This window comes from Dysosmobacter sp. Marseille-Q4140 (genome assembly GCA_018228705.1).
In the GTDB taxonomy this organism is placed as follows: Bacteria; Bacillota; Clostridia; order Oscillospirales; family Oscillospiraceae; genus Oscillibacter.
In genome coordinates, this window is record CP073694.1 from 2,914,364 (window position 1) to 2,929,236 (window position 14,873).

Consider the following 14,873-nt stretch of genomic DNA (forward strand, 5'->3'; position numbering starts at 1 on the left):
GGAGGAACATCATGCAGTATGTAAAAGCAACGCCCAATACCTCCGGGGCCTATCCGGCCCCGCGGAGTATCCCCTTTCCCGGCTGCCTCTCTCTGACTGACGGGCAGGCGGAGACGCTGGTGCAGTATAACGGCTTTGTGACCATCACTCAGGAGCCGGACCCGGAGATCGAGACCTCCACCGTGACGGTAACGCCCGATCTGGAGGCCTGGGAGGCCTGGAAGGCTGCCCAGCCGGACCCGATGGACGGCCTGCGGGCCGCAAAAGAGGACGCGCTCTCCGCAGCCTGCAACGCCGCCATCGTGGCGGGCATGGACGTGGAGACCAGCCAGGGGGCGGAGCATTTCAGCCTCCAGGAAACTGACCAGATCAACCTGACCACCGCTCTCTCCGCCGTGCAGGCCGGGGCCGCCGGATATCCCTATCATGCGGACGGTCAGCTGTGCCGCATGTTCTCAGCAGCGGAGATCCAGGCCATTGCGCAAGCGTCTATCGAGCACAAACTGTACCACACGACCCTGTGCAACCACCTTTTGACGTGGGCGCGGAGAGCGGAGACGGCGGAGGAGCTGGAGGGCATCGCCTACACGGCGGAGGGCCTGCCGGAGGATCTGGCGGCCAATATGGCCCAGGTGCTGGCGGCGGCCGGGGGCGGCGCCGATGCGTGAGACAGGATTGGCATCTGCGGGCCGCCGGGCAGTCCGGGGTGTGGAGATCACCCTTTGGCGGATCTGCGCCTGGTGCTGCTGCGGGATCCTGTACGGCGGCCTGGAGATCCTTTGGCGGGGATATACCCACTGGACCATGGTGGCTCTGGCGGCGGCGATCTCCATTCCCCTGGACATCGCCAACGACACCGTCATTCCCTGGCGGACGCCGCTGTGGGTCCAGGCCGTCATCGGGGGCAGCGTCATCACGGCGGCGGAGTTCGCGGTGGGGTGCGTGGTCAATCTGTGGCTGGGCTGGGGCGTCTGGGACTACTCCGGTTTGCCGCTCAACCTGCTGGGGCAGATCTGCCCCCGGTTCTGGGCGCTGTGGGTGGCCCTGGCCGGGCCGGTGATCGTGATGTTTGACTTCGTGGCCTTTTGGTCCGGCAGAGGCCCGAGGCCCAGGTACAAATTGACATGAAAAGGAGGGGGAACCAATGAACACGGAAGTGGTCTGTGCTTTGATCGCGGGCGCAGCAACTGTGTTGGCAGCACTGGCGGAGTGCCGGGTGAGAATCAGCACCAAGAGGACGGAAGTCCGAGCACAGCGTCGGGAGAAGGAGAGCCGGCTTGCAATGGAACTGATGTATGCGAATTGCTCTTTGTCTCTCACAACGGCAAAAAAACTGGCAGGGCTACATACCAACGGTGATGTGGAGGAGGCGATGACAGCTGCGGACAATGCCAAAGAGGCGTATGTCAACTTTGTCCGGGATGAGGCTGCCCGGAATTTCAGTAAAGTGTAATACCGGCACAGCCGGCAATTTGAAAGGAGTACATATCATGAAGAGCAACACTGAAATCATTCGCGAGGGCCAGGAGCAGGGCAAAACCAATGCGGAGATCAGCGCCGATCTGGCGGCGGCCGGTTATACCACCAATCTGGAGCGGGACCGGACCGGCAATGCCTGGGTGGTCCTGGACGAAAGCAATCACGAGCCGATCACCGTGGAGGACGGCAAGATCGTCGACGGCTCTCTGATCGACGAGATGTACGACATCATCTATGAGGGCCGGAAGTGGCACACCGCGCCGGACTGCACCACGCTGGTGGAGGGCCCCGGCATTCCCGACATCCAGGAGCGGGAGAAGCTGCCCGACGAGCCTGACGAGAAGATCCACCGCGAGCGGGCCGGTCAGAAGATCATCCAGCGGACCAAGAAGGGCACCTATCTGACGACCTATGACGCGGATGGCTCCGCTTCGCTGAAGCTGATCAAGTAAGGGAGGAAATCATATGAGCGACAAGGCAAAGCTGTGGCTCAAAGCGGCGGGCGTCCGGGCGGTCAAGACGATCGCTCAGACCGCCGTGGCCACCATCGGCACCAGCGCCATGCTGGGCGACGTCAACTGGGTCGCGGTAGCATCTGCGTCCATTCTGGCGGGCGTGCTGTCCATCCTGACCAGCGTGGCGGGTCTGCCGGAGGTAGAGATTCAGTCGGGCGCGAATTGAGGCCCCGGGCCGGAGATGCGCAAAAAGCGCCTCCGGCCTTTCTTTAAGAGGGGGTAACGCAATGGTACATATCGAGCGGACGCCGCTCTCCTCCATCCGGCGGGCGGCGGTCTATGTGAACAGTGAAAAAAAGCCCCTCCGCGAGATCGTGGAGGAGCAGCGGCCGGACATCGCCCTGGCGGCGGCCTTTTACAGCCCGGCCAAATGGGCGCCGGTGTGCCCGGTAAAGGCGGACGGAGAGATCCTGTGGAGCTCTCCCAGGGACCACTACTGGGCGCTGGCCTGGGATACCGGCCCCGACGTGTCGGAGGCGCTGGTGCCGCCCGGGGGCAGCTGCGGCCGGGCCAACTACGTGGCCAACTGCCTGCTGGTCCGGGAGGGGATGCCCCAGCCGGAGCTGCACTACAACGCCGACGTGGGCGGCCGCAGGGGCCGGGTGGCCGTGGGCCTGACGGATACCGAATGGATCACCTACGGCGCCGCAGACGGCTCCGGAGGGGCCTGCACGCCGGAGCAGCTGCGGGACTGTATGGCCGGGCTGGGCTGCCGGTTCGCTGTCATGATGGACGGCGGCGGAAAGGTGAACGTGTACGTGGCGGCAGCGGGGGTGCTGATGGAGGGGAGGGATCCCAGCCAGACGCTGATCCTGCTGTGGCTGAATACGGATGAGGAGGATCATGCGATGGGTGTGAAAACCTATTCTGTCAAAAGCGACGGTAGCAAATATCTGTCGGCGAATTTCAAAGTCAGCGAATTCAAGTGCAACGACGGCTCCGACGCGGTGAAGATCTCCGACGAGCTGGTGGACCTGCTGCAGAAGATCCGGGACCACTTCGGCAAGCCGGTCGTCATCAACTCCGGCTACCGGACGAGCAGCTATAATGCAAAGGTCGGGGGCGCCTCCAGATCGCAGCATCTGCTGGGCACGGCGGCGGACATCACCGTCTCCGGAGCGGCCCCGCTGGAGATCGCCCGGTATGCGGAGTTCCTGATGCCGGATTGCGGCGGCATCGGTGTGTACCAGACCTTCTGCCATGTGGATGTCCGATCGACCCGCAGCCGGTGGGACAGCCGCAGCGGCAAGGAGGTCGTGGTCAGCGGGTGGCCGGGCTACTCCGAGGAGACGGAGCTGGCGGAGGCTTGGGTGAAAGCCAATGGGATCATGTCTGGATATTCCGACGGCGAGATGCACCTGGATGATCCCGTGACGCGGAAGCAGCTGATGCTGGTGGCATATCGGCTGGGGCAGCTGCGTTGAGAAGTATGATGCAAAAATTTCATCTTTAATTTCACTTTTTTGGAGGTGGGTGCTACTGCGACAGTCGGTTTGCTGGTTTCGGACCAGGGTTCAACTCCCCCCACCTCCACCATAAAAGCAAAACAGTATAGATGCCGTAGGCCAGAAGCCTACGGCATCAACTGTTTCCGGGCTTTTCCCCCTCGAAAATTCACCGATGATTCCATAGATGCCAACCACTGTTTTCCCCTAACTGGTGGGACTCGAACCCCCTTCTACTCAGAGGTTGGCAAAATCAAAACCATGTGGTGCCCTTTTTGAAGCAGTATTTTTCAAAAAGGGCGCTAAGATTCAGGAGGTAACACAAGATGGATAGAGAACAATTTTTCCGAGAGCTTTGCACGGTGCTTGGACGAGAAGGTTTCACCACACAGCCGGAGCAGGATGACCTCCTCCCGGTGGAATGGGACAGCCGTCCTCTCTGCCGAATCACAGAAGGTGGCGGGGTTCGCTACTGGCAAGAGGATGTGGCCACTTCGGAACGGAACCAGGCCTGTGAGCGGGCCACCAATTTGGCCTGCATGGTACAGGAGTACATGACCTTGATGGAACAGGCTCCCCCGCTGAAGGCTCAGGGGTTGTCGGGAGATTTCAGGGTGCTGGCTGATTTCAATGGAACGGTTCTGGCCGGACATCCGACCCAATATGGTGTCCACTTTATCACCTGGGACTGGAACTTTGACCGTACAGGTCTTAACTACGGACGCTACTTTCAGGAAAACTATTTGGGCGCCAAGCAGGACTTTGCCACCCGTTCCGGTCTCATCTCTAAACAGCAGATATTCAATGAGGCACAGCTCACTGAAATTTACCGCTGCTGTGCTGATACCCTGGACGCCGGATTCGATTTGACCTACAACCAGGAGCAATGCATCAAAAGCGTTCAGGAACAGATCCTGAGCGGAATGCCCAATATCCTGGATCACATCAATGAGCAGGAGCAACACTCTACGGATTCTCAAAGCCAGGAACTGACAATGTAATACACCGAGCGCTGGAGTTTTAGAAGCAAGACTCCGACGCTTTTTTTATTTCACCGAAAGGAGATCACTACCCATGACGCGCCACTTTATGAGAGATACCCCCTTGTACCAGATGGAGCAGATGATGACCCCGCCTCATTTTAAGCCCAGAGGCCACGGCCTGCGCCGCTCCGGATTCCGGTATCAGGCCAAGGATGTGGACTGTGAATACTGCATGAATTACTCTCGCAGGAACCTCTGCCCTCTGGACCAGTGTATTTGTCTGGGGGAACGGATTGAAACCGGGGCTCTCAGCCTTGAGGAATTGCTCCGGGACTGTCTCAACAGTAAGCCGAAGATGAGTCTGTGGAGGCGACTGGCACAGCTTCTGTACCAGCAGTCCCTGCAGTTCTTTCGTACTGACGAACACCGCAGACGATGGATGCACTGGCGAACACGCTACCACCGATTGTCGCAACGCAACCAGGCAGCGCTGTTTCTCCTGACAGCCTACGATGATATTTGGCGCAGGGTGATCTGGAAAGTCGAAGATAATGGCTTCGATTTTGACTCCGTCCGGCTCGCCGGCATCCAGCTGGAGCTTTACAGCGTTTATCAGGCAGCGAAGGCTATTTCCATCGGCAGCCAAAACATTACCATTGCTGATCTCGCATCCCGTGAACTGGTCACAGATGAGGCGTTCCAACTGATTATCTGCGCTCTGCTTCTGGCCAAGTACGGTAATGCAATTTCAAATTTAGAAAGAAAGGGTGATTCCTAAAGCATGATGGAAGCAGTTTTAAGCAATTCGGACCATCCGGAGTTCGGAGAAGTGACTATTCCGCTTCCCATCCCCAGGGAACAATACGACCACTGCATAGAGCTGGTGAATGCACTTGAAATTGGAAGTGTTGTTGCCTCCGACTGCCATGTCAATGAGATCTGCAAAGGGGGGCCGGTATTTTATCGTCTGGAGGGGATGCAGGTCAATCTGGACGAGCTGGATTATCTGGCTAAGCGGCTGGAGAGCTTCGATGTCGGTGAGTACGCACAATTCCAGGCCATGACCGAAAAGCTGGATCTCACCAGTATGAAGGATCTGATCAACCTGACCTTCTGCTGCCAGCAGGCAACGGTTATTACGGATTTTTCTGACCTGGCAGCCATTGGCCGCAGCCACTATCTGAATACCCACGGTGGATGTGCTAGCACCGAGGAGTTGGAACATCTGGATGGTGAGGAAACAGCAATTCTTCTGATTGAAGGCAGCGAAGGTACCGTCACGCGCTACGGCGTGGTTTATGACAACGGTATGCAGCTCTCGCAGCTCTACGATGGAAAGCATCTCCCCGGCTACCACTATGAAGCGGATATGATCATGGTGGGATTGGTTTCCCGGCAGGAACCGGAGAATACCAAAAATGTCACCTGGATATACCTCCCCGCATCCAAAGGACAAATCGAACGTGCCATACAGCGCAGCGGCATTGTCGATCCCAAGGATATGTGTTTCCGCATGGGTGACAGCATGTTCCCGGAGGAAGTGGATGTGGCACTGGACTTTCGCTGTGAAGACATCTATGAACTCAACGAGCTGGCGCAGGCCGTGGGTAAACTCTCTCATGATGACTGCATCAAACTGGGTGCTGCTGTGAGCATAGCCCGACCGGAATGTGCCAGTCAGATCCGTCATCTGGCCGAGAATCTGGTTCTCTTTGAGTTTGCCCCCGGCGCTCACACCCCTGCCGAATACGGAAAATACATGATCCAAGAATCCGACCATTTTGAGTACGACCCCAATCTGGACGAGTACTATGACTACGAAAGATACGGCCTGCAGCACATGGATCAGGAATCCGGTATGTTCACCAACCGCGGCTACATTGCCTACCAGGGTACGCTGAGTCTGGAGGAATTGATGATGGAAGATCCGACCGAAGCACACGAAGCGGAATACGGATTGCAGATGGGAGGAATGTGAATTATGGCCACCCTCAAAATTAAAGACTTTTTTGGTGAGGAGGTCACATTACAGCCTCGGCTTGAATTGTACTCTGTCACCGATTTCATGGGGAAAGAAATGCCCGGCCTCGCAGTTGTTCTGGATCAGCTGGGCAGAACCCCGGAGGAAACAGAACAGTATGCAGTTCTTACCGTGTCCTTCGGGGAATTTATCAGAGTTAAGAACAGCGCATATATCGACACCAATAACTGCTATTTTGCACAGCAAATTCTTGAGCAAGGAGTACCGCTACTGCCTGCGCTGCACCCCGTCCCCCGGCGATTACCAAGGATATCTCTACTGCTACGACCTGCGTCAGCAGCAGATGGCCCATCAGAACAAACCGATTGGCCGAGTGACATTCGCCAGCGGCGAGCAGATGGAGTATCTGGATGGAGAAACATATACTCAATTCTTCCTTGACCGCTTTGACCAGTTCCGAGATCCGTCCGTCATGCTGGCGGCAACCAAGCTGCTCCATCACATGAGCCGGATCTTCCGGGACAATTCCATGCCGCCTCGCAATCCGGCAGGGATTCGCATTGATTCCAAACGGCGCAAGCGGCTGACGGAAAAGCGGATGGCCATGGGCCACAAGGCGGATGATCATGAGGAGCAGGTATCCTATCAGCAGACCATGTAACAGGAGGAGCCTATGTCGACTTACATTCATTTCACGGAAGAACAGAAGCAGCGAGCCGCCTCCGTTGATCTGGAGGAGTTCCTCCGCTGCCGGGGCGAAAAGCTCCTTGCCTCCGGCAGAGAGAAACGGCTGGCCCGTGACCATAGTGTCACCATCCGCGGCAACGAGTGGTACGATCATGCCGAGGAGCGGGGCGGCCACGCCGTCAGCTTCGTGCAGCGGTTTTATCACCTCAGCTATCCGGAGGCGGTGACCATGCTTCTGGGAGGCGAGCTGGGAACGGTTTATCCCTCTGCCGAAGAACGGGTAGATGAGCCGCCGAAGCCCTTTGTCCTTCCGCCGGCCAATTCCAATATGCGCCGGGTCTATGCCTATCTGGTCAAGCACCGGAATATCGACCGGAGCGTTGTGGCGCGCTTTGCAAGAGAGAAGCTGCTGTATGAAGACGCCGATTACCACAATGCGGTTTTCGTGGGTACGGATGAAGACGGCGTCCCCCGCCATGCCCACAAGCGCAGCGCCAACAGCTTCGGCAAAGCCTTCCGGCTCAATGTGGAGGGCTGCGATCCCCGCCACAGCTTCCACCACATCGGCACAGATGGGAGCCTCTATGTGTTCGAAGCTCCCATCGATATGCTCTCCTACATCACGCTCCATCCGGAGGGCTGGCAGAGCCACAGCTATGTGGCCTGCTGCGGCACCTCCATTCAGCCGGTGCTGAAGCTGCTGGAGCGGCAGCCGCAAATCAATACGGTCCTGCTCTGCCTCGACAATGACGAGGCTGGCCATCTGGCCAGCCGGCGCATGAAGGAACAGCTGGCAGAGAGGTACACGGTGGAAAGGCTCATTCCCGCACACAAGGATTGGAATGATGATCTGACCGCTGAGGAACCGTCCTACGCACATCTGCTGGCGAAATTGGCGGCGTTTTCATAGAATGATTGGATATCAATGAAGAAAAACCGACTGCAATTATCTAACTTGTAACTACGAATAAATGAGTGATTGCTATGCGGCATGAGTCAAAATGGATCTGCTGTCCTCAGTGCGGCAGCAAAACGAAAGTCAAAGTATATGAAGAAACGGTTTTAGTAAAATTCCCGCTATACTGTCCAAAATGTAAAAAGGAATTCATGGTCAATGTGGTAAAACTGAAGATGGTATTGAGCGACGAGCCGGATGCTTAAAGCACAGAGCCTGCTGATCCCCCTGCCGGGGAAAAGCAGGCTCTGTTTTTTATATAGTCATCCAATCTCAATGGCGTCCTTTGTCCGGAGTACGGCAATGACCGATTCCACCACCGGGATCAACGCTTCGGCCTCCTGCTCACTGCATTCCTCAATCATAAGCCGAAGCTGTTGTAGAGCGGGAGTTTCGCGCTGCAACTCAGGGTTAAAAATGGTTCTGGCATCAATACGGAGGGCACGGATCAAAGGGTAGAGCACCTCCATCTTGGGATTTGCCTTGTAGTTCTCAATATTCATCACGGTTCGCACATCGATATCCGCCATGTCTGCTACCTGAAGCTGGGTCAGACCGCGCTGATAACGTGTGCTCTTCACCGCATTTCCCAATGGATAGGAGATCGTACCGGAGGAGGCCGAGATCGTCCGCAAGATTTTTAATCTTTACATCCAGGGAAACGGTGTGCAGAAAATCAAAAAGTATTTGGAATCCCATGGTATCGAGACGGTCTTCGGAAAGACGGAGTGGAGCGCTTCGATTATTGACCGGATGCTGAGCAATGAAAAATATGTGGGCCAAGTGCTGATGCAGAAAACATATACGCCGGATTTCCTAACGGCGAAGCAGGTGAAGAACACTGGACAAAAGGAGATGTACTTGGTAGAGGATGTCCATGAGCCGATCATTGATCAGGAGACCTTTGACAAAGTGCAGAGAATGAAGGGGCAGATCAAACGAAGAGCGGACATGCAGATGAGACTGTGAGTTTGAACTTAACCGCCGGAAGAATATCAGATTTATAAAAAACGGTTAATCCAGATTGTATCATTATCACACAAAACGCCCCGAAAACGATGGGTTTCAGAGCGCTTTTCTAGGTGGCGTCAACAGTTTTTTGCTCTTTTGGTTTGCGAATCCCGGCATGAATGAAATCAGCCAGCAATGGAGATGTTCTCAAGGGCTGCCTTCAGGTACTTCATGTTCATGTGCTTTTTGTTTTTCTACTGAGTACCGGCCACTTGGCGCAGTCTGGCACAGACTAGCATGAGAGCGGAATTGCTGTCCGAAAAACTACCTACTACACGAGTATGGAGACAGATCTCCCGGTTCAGCCGTTCAATGACATTGTTGGTGCGAATGCGAGTCCAGTGTTCGCTGGGAAAGTTGCAGTAGATCAGAGCTTCTTCAAAGCCATCCGCCGCCCTCTTTACAGCCTCTTTCGGCTTCGTAGAGCGCAATTCTTCCACTATTGCCTTGGCCTTTCTCACGGGCAGCTTTTTTGTGCTCCTGGGCGTGGATCGCCTTGAGCATTTTGACCACTAGCTTTGTCTTGGAACGAGGTGTAACGGCAAAAACATTCCGAAAGAAGTGGACTGTACACTATTAGTATTTGGCTTCGAGGAACACTTCACTCACGGCTTCCAGCATGACAAGGTACTTGCCACTAACCACCAATTTAACCCCGTACAGTCCGCGGCTGCGTAGCCACTGGAAGAAACTGACCCCGCTGGCCTTGTCTTCTTTCATGCCATCGGTTGCACCGAGAACTTCACGGTAGCCATCCTTGTTGGCTGCTATAGCTACCAGAATAGCTACGTTCTCAAACTCTCCGGCTCAATTTCAGCCCAGATAGATTTCGTTCACGTACAAATACGGATACCGCCCACTTTGCAGAGGACTGTTCCTCCAATCCTCAATGTATACATAAGATCATGATACCGGTGCATCACTGCAAGGCAAAAACAAGGGGGCATAGTTGAGATGCTGACAGGGAAGCGGATGAAGGACACGCGATAATATCATTATTGAATTCGCGCACAAAATGAAACTCTGCCCCGCATAAAATAGGAAATCTAGATTGTATTACCATCCCAAAAAGAAAGACACGCTTGTCAGCGTGTCTTTCTTTTTGGGTTCCTCCGCCAAAAGGACGGCTCCACCTTTCGGTGATTAAAATGCTAGGGGCAAATGAATTGCCCCTGCGCCAAGGTTTTCGCCTCCGGCGAAAACGCTTGTGCGGCGCAAAAGCGCCGCCCCACTGTGTGGGCCCCAAGATCTACCCGTACCTATACTATTTCGGTGATACATATGAAGAGGTCCGCTTTTCGAGCTCCTTTGTCGAAAAGCGGACCTCTCATTTTCTCAAAGCCCTGGACCGCAGGGCTTTTCTTTTTTGCACTGCCGGCTGGGCTGAGGCACGGGGGCTGGGAGCGCCCAGCGGTATTCACGCGCCATCGGAAAGAACAGCCGCCAGGGCTGCTTTGATGCGGCTGATGTCAATGGGTTTTGCGATGTGGCCGTTCATGCCGGCCGCCCGTGCGGCAGCGATGTCATCCTCGAAGGCGTTGGCGGTCATGGCCAGGATGGGAATGGAGCCGGCGTCGGGACGGTCCAGCTGACGGATCTCCCGGGCGGCGCCATAGCCGTCCAGCTGGGGCATCTGGATGTCCATGAGGATGGCGTCAAAGGTGCCGGGAGGATTCTTGGAAAAAAGCTCCACAGCCTCTCGCCCGTTTTCGGCGGCGGTGACGACGGCACCCTCCAGACCCAGCAGCTCCAGGGCGATTTCGCGGTTCAAAAGGTTGTCCTCCGCCAGTAAGAGACGGACGCCTTTCAGAGTGAAGGCGGTTGGAATGGGAGCTTTTTCAAAGGCTGACTCCGCCTCCGGCAGACCGCAGGGAATGGTGACCACGAAGCGGGAGCCCTTGCCCTGCGTGCTCTCTACATCGATTTTTCCGCCCATCATCTGGACGATGTTCAGCGTGATGGCCATGCCCAGGCCCACGCCGCTGGTCTGACCGGTCATGGAGGTATCCTCCCGCTCGAAGGGGAGAAACAGCTTGTCCAGGAACTCCGGTGCCATACCGATTCCGTTGTCGGTTACGGTGAAGCGGCAGAAGCACTGATCCGGCCGGCTGCCGGGCAGCTGCTCGGCCAGCAGGGAAATAGCGCCGCCAGCCGGGGTATACTTCACGGCGTTGGACAGGAGGTTGTTGAGGATCTGATCCAGCCGGCTTCCATCGGTGAGGACCAGCCGGTGAGGAAGGTCCAGGGGTTCCAGCGTGAAGGACTGCCGCTGGGCCCTGGCCTGGAGCTGAAACAGCGAGGCGGTCTCCTCCATCTGACGGGCCAGATCTACCGGGGCGATCCGCAGCTCCATTTTGCCCTGCTCGATTTTGGCGGTGTCCAGCACCTCGTTGATCAGGTGCAGCAGCTGGCGGGAGGCGGCGGAGACCTTATCCAGGCATTCTGCGGCCTTTTCGGGTTGGTCCAGGCTGCGGCGGGCCAAATCCGTAAAGCCGATAACAGCATTCATCGGGGTGCGCATATCGTGGCTCATGCGGGAGAGAAAGTCGCTCTTGGCTTGATTGGCCCTGCGGGCACTGTCCAGAGATTCCAGCAGCATTTGGCTTTTTGCCAGTTCCTGAGTCTTGCTGTCATGGATCAGCCGGAAGGCCAGAATGACTTGCTCCCGGTGTTCATCGCCCGGGACGGCAAAGGCCTCGGCGCTGACCCAGCGGGGCCCCCCGGGAAAACAGGACTCGTATTCCAGGTACCGCCGGTCCAGCTCGCCGTCATGGGGATGCAGCTGGGTCGGAGAGAATTGCTCCAGGAACGGGGGCCAGTCGGAGTTGCGGTACATATGCGACTCCACCTGCTGCAGGAATTGCTCATAGGTGCGGATATCCTGCCCCGGTGTAATGCCGGGGATGGAAAACTTGGTGATCTCACAGGTATTGAGGGCTGGATTTACCAGGGCGATACAGAAATAGGTCCGTCCCAGGGCTTCAAAGCAGCTGAGCGTCAGCCGCCCGCGGCGTTCGGCCCGATAGCTCCGCATAAAGAGATACAGAATTACCAGCAGGAAAGCCAGCTCCAAAATCAGCTGAGAGTAGAAAATGTTGGTGGCGTCCTCGGTAATGATGGAGCGGGGAATGGTGATGATGCATGTCCAGCCGTCCTGACCGACGATGTAATAGACCTGATAGCTGTCCTGTATGCCATCCCAGCGAATTGCACCCCGAGTTCTATCAAAGCGGGACATCAGATCGGCATAGTCCTGATTGTCAAACGCATCCATTTCGCAGGGGATGTGAACCTGGCCGATCTGCTGGTGAAGCAGTACGTTTCCGGCCTGGTCCACCACCGTGGCGGTGCCGGGAAAAACATCGCTGCCCTCCTGCCACTCCACCTCGACATCGCCCACCCGAATGTCCAGGGCCAGCACGCTTTCCCCGTCAGAGAGCAATTTCGATAGACTTACCATGCGGGTGCCGGTTCGGGCATCCAGATATACCATGGAGCGGGCGCTGGCACCGCCGGCGGCTTTGGCTTGCAGATACCAGGGACGGTCAAAAATGTTATACTGCGCTCCAGGGCGCCAGCCGTTGCTGTACACACCTTCTCCGCGGATCACGCCGTAGAGGCCGCTTTCATCGTATTGCATCGTCTCGTCATACTGCTGGGAAAAGGAGGTGATCCAGGTTTGGATCTCTTCCGCCTGTGCACCCTGATCCAGCATGGCGTCCACCATGTAGGCCGCGTCCTCCAGAATCTGCTGGTATTGGCCCATGAAGGCGTTTACCTGCAGGTTCAGGTAATCGGAGGTCATCGCCCCCAATTCGTTGGCAGAGCGGTAGGCGCTTCGGCCGGAGGCATATACGCCCGCAAAACCGAACGCGCTCATCAAAAGGAACAGCACCAGGTTTTGCAGCAGGAATCGCCGGCTGGATTTCGAAAATCCCCGCATTGCCTGCCTCCTTTCTCCGTCTGTCAGTACGAACGGCTTGATCTTTTCCTCATTATACCCGGTTCCCGGGGCGGTTGGCAAGAAAAACAGCCTGGCTGTGCAGCTTCGGCCCGGACAGGGTACCCGACGCCCATGAAGGCGTCATCAAACGGGGGCGAAGCCCGGAGAAAGATGGACAGGATTTGCCTCCGGAAAAGGCGATTTCCGCCTTTGAGGCGCCCGTATTTTGAAAAAAAGTCGGTTGCTCTTGATTTATCCCTGCCAGCAGCAGTAAAATAGTTCCAATTATGAATCAACGGAGCAAATACGGGAAAAGAGGCTGATCGACCATGCGTATTTCCGAGATCTTACAGCGGGACGCCCTGTCCCTGTCCTTTGAGGTGTTCCCCCCCAAGACCACCAGCGCCTTTGCAGGCGTCAAGGCCGCCACGGAGGCCATCGCCGCCCTGGAGCCCGCCTTCGTCAGCGTCACCTACGGCGCCGGCGGCGGCACCAGCAAATACACCCTGGAGATCGCCCGGAACATCCGGGAGCGCTACGGCGTGTCCACCATCGCCCATCTGACCTGCGTCTCCTCCACCCGGGAGCTGGTGCGCCAGCGGATCGCGGACATGAAGGCGGCGGGTATTGAGAACGTCATGGCCCTGCGGGGCGACCTGACGCCGGAGCTCAGCCAGGGGGACCGCAGCGGCTGGGCCTACCACCACGCCGTGGAGCTGGTGCGGGAGCTGAAAGAGAGCGGCGCGAACTTCTGCATCGGCGGCGCCTGCTATCCGGAGGTCCATCCGGAGAGCGCCAACCAGAAGGAGGACATCCTCCACCTGAAGGAGAAGGTGGACGCCGGGTGCGAGTTCCTCACCACCCAGATGTTCTTCGACAACAACCTGTTCTTCAATTTCCTCTATAAGATCCGGGAGGCGGGGATCACCGTGCCGGTGCTGCCGGGCATCATGCCCATCACCAAGGCCACCCAGGTGGAGCGGGCCATCCAGCTGTCCGGGTCCTTCATGCCCCAGCGGTTCAAGAGCCTGGTGGACAAGTTCGGCGACAACCCCGACGCCATGAAGCAGGCGGGCATCGCCTACGCCACGGACCAGATCATCGATCTGTACGCCAACGGCATCAAGACCGTCCACGTCTACACCATGAACACCCCCGACGTGGCCGCCAAGATCCTGGACAACCTCTCCCACATCCTGGGCTGAGGCCATGGTGCAGGTCAGGACGTTTTCCCTCCCCCCGGCGGACCGGGGGGAGATCCTGCGCTACGCCGGGTGCCGCCGCCCCGGCCAGGCGGAGCGGCAGCTGCTGGACAGTTGCCTGGAGGAACTGGGGGACCGGCTCACGGGCCGGGTCTGCTGGGAGACCTTCCCGGTTTTCGCGGCGGAGGGCGGCCTGGACCTGGGCTTTGCCGTGACGGGCTCCCGGGGCCTGGGGCGGCGGCTGTGCGGGTGCCGGAGGTGCGTGCTCTTCGCCGCCACCGTGGGGCTGGAGATGGACCGGCTCATCGCCCGGTACGGCGGAACCTCCCCGGCCAAAAGCCTCTTCTTCCAGGCCATCGGCGCCGAGCGGATCGAGGCGCTGTGCGACGCCTTCTGCATCTGGATGGCGGAGGAGCTGGGCCGGGAGGGCCGGGGCGTCACGGAGCGGTTCAGCCCCGGCTACGGGGACCTGCCCCTGGCCCTGCAGACGGATATCTTCCGGGCGCTGGACTGCCCCCGGAAAATCGGGCTGACCCTGAACGGGAGCCTTCTGATGAGCCCCTCCAAGTCCGTCACCGCCCTCTTCGGTGTCACGGACGGGCCGGGGCGGACCGGCGCCGGGGCGGGCTGCGCCGCCTGCGAAAAGCAAGACTGTGCATACAGGAAGTGAGA

General features: G+C 57.5%; 17 protein-coding genes and 1 pseudogene. 15 read left to right on the top strand and 3 right to left on the bottom strand.

The window, feature by feature from the left end; all coding sequences use genetic code 11:
• Nucleotides 1–11: 11 nt before the first annotated feature.
• From KFE19_14560 to KFE19_14615, 12 genes are all read left to right on the top strand, one after another.
• Nucleotides 12–668 (top strand): hypothetical protein, encoded by a 657-nt coding sequence (locus KFE19_14560; GenBank protein QUO37578.1) that lies wholly within the window; start codon nt 12–14, stop codon nt 666–668.
• Nucleotides 661–1,128, top strand: a complete 468-nt coding sequence (locus KFE19_14565; protein ID QUO37579.1) for a hypothetical protein — start codon at nt 661–663, stop codon at nt 1,126–1,128. Before KFE19_14560 ends, KFE19_14565 begins: the two co-directional genes overlap by 8 nt.
• A gap of 16 nt (nt 1,129–1,144) precedes the next feature.
• Nucleotides 1,145–1,453 carry a hypothetical protein gene (locus KFE19_14570; protein QUO37580.1) on the top strand — a complete coding sequence of 103 codons (309 nt, stop codon included), beginning with the start codon at nt 1,145–1,147 and terminating at the stop codon, nt 1,451–1,453.
• Nucleotides 1,454–1,490: 37 nt separating this feature from the next.
• Entirely contained in the window at nt 1,491–1,931 is a 441-nt protein-coding gene (locus tag KFE19_14575) for a hypothetical protein (protein QUO37581.1), read from the top strand.
• A 13-nt stretch (nt 1,932–1,944) separates the two neighbouring features.
• Complete coding sequence (locus KFE19_14580; GenBank protein ID QUO37582.1) at nt 1,945–2,160, top strand: hypothetical protein; 216 nt, start codon at nt 1,945–1,947, stop codon at nt 2,158–2,160.
• Nucleotides 2,161–2,221: 61 nt separating this feature from the next.
• On the top strand, nt 2,222–3,418 hold the full coding sequence (locus KFE19_14585) for a phosphodiester glycosidase family protein (GenBank protein QUO37583.1): 1,197 nt from the start codon (nt 2,222–2,224) through the stop codon (nt 3,416–3,418).
• A gap of 347 nt (nt 3,419–3,765) precedes the next feature.
• Nucleotides 3,766–4,440, top strand: a complete 675-nt coding sequence (locus KFE19_14590) for a hypothetical protein (protein QUO37584.1) — start codon at nt 3,766–3,768, stop codon at nt 4,438–4,440.
• A gap of 73 nt (nt 4,441–4,513) precedes the next feature.
• Nucleotides 4,514–5,200, top strand: coding sequence for a hypothetical protein (locus KFE19_14595; GenBank protein ID QUO37585.1), 687 nt, complete (start codon nt 4,514–4,516; stop codon nt 5,198–5,200).
• A 3-nt stretch (nt 5,201–5,203) separates the two neighbouring features.
• On the top strand, nt 5,204–6,400 hold the full coding sequence (locus tag KFE19_14600; GenBank protein ID QUO37586.1) for an antirestriction protein ArdA: 1,197 nt from the start codon (nt 5,204–5,206) through the stop codon (nt 6,398–6,400).
• A 253-nt stretch (nt 6,401–6,653) separates the two neighbouring features.
• A complete protein-coding gene (locus tag KFE19_14605) occupies nt 6,654–7,064 on the top strand; it encodes a hypothetical protein (protein ID QUO39674.1) in 411 nt (136 codons plus the stop codon).
• A gap of 12 nt (nt 7,065–7,076) precedes the next feature.
• Complete coding sequence (locus KFE19_14610) at nt 7,077–8,000, top strand: DUF3991 and TOPRIM domain-containing protein (protein ID QUO37587.1); 924 nt, start codon at nt 7,077–7,079, stop codon at nt 7,998–8,000.
• Nucleotides 8,001–8,074: 74 nt separating this feature from the next.
• Complete coding sequence (locus tag KFE19_14615; GenBank protein QUO37588.1) at nt 8,075–8,251, top strand: conjugal transfer protein; 177 nt, start codon at nt 8,075–8,077, stop codon at nt 8,249–8,251.
• Nucleotides 8,252–8,308: 57 nt separating this feature from the next.
• On the opposite strand, the gene KFE19_14620 is transcribed toward KFE19_14615, so the two are convergent.
• Nucleotides 8,309–8,650, bottom strand: coding sequence for a helix-turn-helix domain-containing protein (locus KFE19_14620; protein QUO39647.1), 342 nt, complete (start codon nt 8,648–8,650; stop codon nt 8,309–8,311).
• On the opposite strand from KFE19_14620, the gene KFE19_14625 reads away from it, so the two are divergent.
• Nucleotides 8,649–9,014, top strand: coding sequence for a recombinase family protein (locus tag KFE19_14625; GenBank protein QUO39648.1), 366 nt, complete (start codon nt 8,649–8,651; stop codon nt 9,012–9,014). The two genes, KFE19_14620 and KFE19_14625, sit on opposite strands and share 2 nt — an antisense overlap.
• Before the next feature lie 167 nt (nt 9,015–9,181).
• Here the strand turns inward: KFE19_14625 and KFE19_14630 are convergent.
• Nucleotides 9,182–9,959, bottom strand: a pseudogene (locus tag KFE19_14630) (transposase).
• A gap of 514 nt (nt 9,960–10,473) precedes the next feature.
• The gene (locus KFE19_14635; protein QUO37589.1) at nt 10,474–12,999 is read right to left on the bottom strand and encodes a response regulator; all 2,526 of its coding nucleotides are present in this window, start codon (nt 12,997–12,999) and stop codon (nt 10,474–10,476) included.
• Between the two features lie 329 nt (nt 13,000–13,328).
• Here KFE19_14635 and metF point away from each other — a divergent pair, with 329 nt between their 5' ends.
• The gene (metF, locus tag KFE19_14640) at nt 13,329–14,204 is read left to right on the top strand and encodes a methylenetetrahydrofolate reductase [NAD(P)H] (protein ID QUO37590.1); all 876 of its coding nucleotides are present in this window, start codon (nt 13,329–13,331) and stop codon (nt 14,202–14,204) included.
• Between the two features lie 4 nt (nt 14,205–14,208).
• Nucleotides 14,209–14,871 (top strand): Vitamin B12 dependent methionine synthase activation subunit, encoded by a 663-nt coding sequence (locus KFE19_14645; GenBank protein QUO37591.1) that lies wholly within the window; start codon nt 14,209–14,211, stop codon nt 14,869–14,871.
• Nucleotides 14,872–14,873 lie beyond the last annotated feature (2 nt).

Coding starts and splice junctions, on each gene's coding strand:
- KFE19_14560 (QUO37578.1), top strand. CDS start 12: ATGCAGTATGTAAAAGCAACGCCCAATACCTCCGGGGCCTATCCGGCC.
- KFE19_14575 (QUO37581.1), top strand. CDS start 1,491: ATGAAGAGCAACACTGAAATCATTCGCGAGGGCCAGGAGCAGGGCAAA.
- KFE19_14600 (QUO37586.1), top strand. CDS start 5,204: ATGATGGAAGCAGTTTTAAGCAATTCGGACCATCCGGAGTTCGGAGAA.
- KFE19_14615 (QUO37588.1), top strand. CDS start 8,075: ATGCGGCATGAGTCAAAATGGATCTGCTGTCCTCAGTGCGGCAGCAAA.
- metF (QUO37590.1), top strand. CDS start 13,329: ATGCGTATTTCCGAGATCTTACAGCGGGACGCCCTGTCCCTGTCCTTT.
- KFE19_14580 (QUO37582.1), top strand. CDS start 1,945: ATGAGCGACAAGGCAAAGCTGTGGCTCAAAGCGGCGGGCGTCCGGGCG.
- KFE19_14595 (QUO37585.1), top strand. CDS start 4,514: ATGACGCGCCACTTTATGAGAGATACCCCCTTGTACCAGATGGAGCAG.
- KFE19_14585 (QUO37583.1), top strand. CDS start 2,222: ATGGTACATATCGAGCGGACGCCGCTCTCCTCCATCCGGCGGGCGGCG.
- KFE19_14590 (QUO37584.1), top strand. CDS start 3,766: ATGGATAGAGAACAATTTTTCCGAGAGCTTTGCACGGTGCTTGGACGA.
- KFE19_14610 (QUO37587.1), top strand. CDS start 7,077: ATGTCGACTTACATTCATTTCACGGAAGAACAGAAGCAGCGAGCCGCC.
- KFE19_14635 (QUO37589.1), bottom strand. CDS start 12,999: ATGCGGGGATTTTCGAAATCCAGCCGGCGATTCCTGCTGCAAAACCTG.
- KFE19_14645 (QUO37591.1), top strand. CDS start 14,209: ATGGTGCAGGTCAGGACGTTTTCCCTCCCCCCGGCGGACCGGGGGGAG.
- KFE19_14570 (QUO37580.1), top strand. CDS start 1,145: ATGAACACGGAAGTGGTCTGTGCTTTGATCGCGGGCGCAGCAACTGTG.
- KFE19_14565 (QUO37579.1), top strand. CDS start 661: ATGCGTGAGACAGGATTGGCATCTGCGGGCCGCCGGGCAGTCCGGGGT.